Origin of the sequence: Kitasatospora sp. NPDC056800, from assembly GCF_042789775.1 — a bacterium.
In the GTDB taxonomy this organism is placed as follows: Bacteria; Actinomycetota; Actinomycetes; order Streptomycetales; family Streptomycetaceae; genus Kitasatospora.
Genome location: NZ_JBHUAL010000378.1, coordinates 1 through 2880, shown reverse-complemented (window position 1 = coordinate 2880; position 2880 = coordinate 1). Strand labels below are relative to the sequence as shown.

Sequence of the window (2880 nt, the reverse complement as noted above, 5' to 3'; positions counted from 1 at the left end):
CCACTACGGCCCCCACTGGACCACCCTCACCAACGCCAAAAACACCTACGACCCCACCCACACCCTCACCCCCGGCCAAAACATCTTCCCCTAACCACAACAAACAGGCTGAAGAAGAGGAAACGAGACCCGGGATTCGGAAAAATGGACACCAGTCCGTCAATCCGAGCCGGAAACCCGGGCCCTGGGAAGAGAAAAAGAGCACGCACCGCACGAAGACTAAAAGCGCGAATGAGCCGGGCACTTCACGTGCTTCCGGCTCATCGCGCTATCCGTCCGAACTCGCGGCCCCGTACAGGCGCCGGAGCCTCACGCCCCTCGACGTAGGCGGCCCACTGTTCACGTTCCATGGCGATCGCGCGCTCGTCCGCGGGCCATGCGTGGTAGAGGTCGGGGCGACGGTGAAGTCGGCGTCGCGGCACTGGAATTAGTGGGATACGCCGTCGACGGTGGTGAGCCCCTTGCGCGGACCGTCGTACCAGTCAAGCTCGACGTACACGGGCTCGAAGCCCACTACCCCGGCGCCCCGGTCGATCCGGCATCCCGGAGGCGCCCGCCGGTGCTCCCTGGCATCATGCGGTCCGCGACCGGGAATCAGCACCGGATGCAACGGGCAGGTGTCGTGGGGTGGGTGAGGGCGCGATGGGTGTCGGGACGGAACCGGTCATCAAGCCGAGCAGGCGGGCGGCGCGGCTCCGGGCGGCGGGGCGGGTGCTGATCGTGCTGGCGGGGCTGGTGCCCGTCGTGGCCGGGTTCCTCCTCTTCGTGCGCACGTACGACGTGACGGTGGCGTACCGGACGGCCCCGGTGTGCGGGACGTCGGCGGCCGGGGCGGGTGCGGACTGCCTGCGGCTGGAGAGCGGGCGGGTCGTGAAGAAGAAGGTGGACACCGACCGGGAGAACGACCTCAGTTCGTACAAGCTGGTCGTCGTGCGCGAGACCGCGGGCGGCGACGAGTACGACGTGGGCGAGCCCTTCTTCCAGGACGTGGAGGTCGGCACCACGATCGACGTGGGGGTCTGGAAGGGCGAGGTGGTGCAGATCTCGTACCGCGGCCAGCGGGCGGTGAAGCCTCAGCTGCCCTGGCTGCCCGTCCTCGGGGTGGCGCTGCTGATCGGCGTCGGCAGTGCGGCGGTCGTCCACGGTCTGCACCGGTCCCGGGAGGGCCTCAGGGACGTGGTGCAGGTCGGGAGCATCGTGTTCACCGTCGGGTCGTTCGCCGGTTCCCTCGTCCTCATCGGGGCGTTCCAGTGGTCGTTCCCCGTGACGATCACGGTCGCCGTCCTGGCCTGGTTGAGCACCGTCGCGGCCTGTGCGGTGGTCGGCCGCCTGTCCTTCGGGCCGGCCCGGGCCGGTGCGTGACCGGAGGGTTCGGGAATCGGCTTGCACTGACGCAGGATTGTCAGGTTATCGCCATGGGAAGGGAGCAGGCCACAGACCGTTCCCTCCGGAAGGACCCCCGTGCACCGCACCACCGTCAGAACCGCCACCGCCCTGCTCGCCACCGTACTCGCTGGTGCGGTGCTGGGGGCCGCGCCCGCCGGGGCCCGTCCGGCGGGCGACAACCGTCCGGCGGGCGACAAGCCGTCGACACGTCAGGTGGAGGTGTTCGCCGAGGACGGCGGCATCTCCCGGGCCCAGGCCCCGGCCGTCTCCCCCTATCTCGCCGACCGCGCCCAGGGCGTGGCCCCGATGCGGGGCGACGGCGACGTGACGGCGCTGGTCCGCAACGGGGAGCCGGCCGCCAAGCTGGACGTGGTGGTGATCGGCGACGGGTACACCGCGCAGGAGCAGGACAAGTTCCGCGCGGACGCGGCCCAGAAGTGGCGCGAGATGACCGCCGTGGAGCCCTACGCCAGCTACCGCGCGCTGTTCAACGTCTGGGCGGTGTCCGCGATATCGCCCGAGTCCGGGGTCACCGGGGATCCGGACCAGGGGACGGTGCGGCACACCGCGCTGGGCTCGTACTTCTGGTGCGACGGCGTGGAGCGGCTGCTCTGCGTGGACGAGAAGGCGGTCGAGTCGTACGCGGCGAAGGCCCCACAGGCGGACCTGGTGCTCGTGGTGGCCAACAGCACGAAGTACGGCGGCGCCGGCTACAACGACGTCAAGTCCCCTCTCGGCTACGAGGGGATCGCCACCGTGGCGGGCGGCAACGCGAAGTCCGGGCAGATCGCGGTGCACGAGACCGGGCACTCGCTGGGCAAGCTGGCCGACGAGTACGCGTACGACGGCCAAGGGACGTACCAGGGCAGCGAGCCCACCGAGGCCAACATCAGCACCCTGACCGCCGACCGGATGCGGCAGCAGGGCACCAAGTGGTCGCGCTGGCTGGGCCAGGCCTCGCCGGACGGCGGCACGGTCGGCGCGTACGAGGGCGGCGGCTACTACCCGACCGGGCTCTACCGGCCGACCGAGAACTCGATCATGCGCTCGCTAGGACGGGAGTTCAACCTGCCCGGGCGCGAGGCGATGATCGCGGGCTTCTACCGCCACGCCACGCCGCTCACCAGCCCCACCGCCAACGGCAGTCGGCTCACCGCCGCGGACCGCCTCACCGTCGATCTGCCGGTGGCCGGCACCCGGCTGCGCTGGTACCTGGACGGGAAGGAGCTGCCCCGGCTGGGCGGCCGCACCGCACTGGACCTGGCCGAGCTCAAGCTGACCGGGCCGCGCTCCCGGCCGCATGTGCTCACCGCGGTCGCCACCGACCCGACCCCGGCCGTCGCGGACCCGGCACTGCGCGCGAAGCTGACCGCGAGCCTGTCCTGGACGGTGACGCGCTAAGCGCGCAGCAGCGTGCAGAAGCGCGCCGGAACACGCTGAGCCGACGTGACGCCGCCGTCCCGCCCCCAGGTCGACAAGGGCGGGGCGGCGGCG

General features: G+C 71.0%; 3 protein-coding genes. All 3 read left to right on the top strand.

Annotated features, from left to right (window positions below; all coding sequences use genetic code 11):
- Positions 1-94, top strand: a 94-nt coding sequence (locus ACFRQN_RS40405) for a hypothetical protein (RefSeq protein ID WP_380745630.1), incomplete at its 5' end; no start/stop codon positions are given.
- 548 nt (positions 95-642) lie between these two features.
- Positions 643-1362 carry a hypothetical protein gene (locus ACFRQN_RS40400; protein WP_380745629.1) on the top strand — a complete coding sequence of 240 codons (720 nt, stop codon included), beginning with the start codon at positions 643-645 and terminating at the stop codon, positions 1360-1362.
- A gap of 99 nt (positions 1363-1461) precedes the next feature.
- On the top strand, positions 1462-2787 hold the full coding sequence (locus ACFRQN_RS40395; RefSeq protein WP_380745628.1) for a M64 family metallopeptidase: 1326 nt from the start codon (positions 1462-1464) through the stop codon (positions 2785-2787).
- Positions 2788-2880 lie beyond the last annotated feature (93 nt).

What these genes read in the sequence shown, in the direction of transcription:
- ACFRQN_RS40400 (WP_380745629.1), top strand. Translation starts at nt 643, where the DNA reads ATGGGTGTCGGGACGGAACCGGTCATCAAGCCGAGCAGGCGGGCGGCG.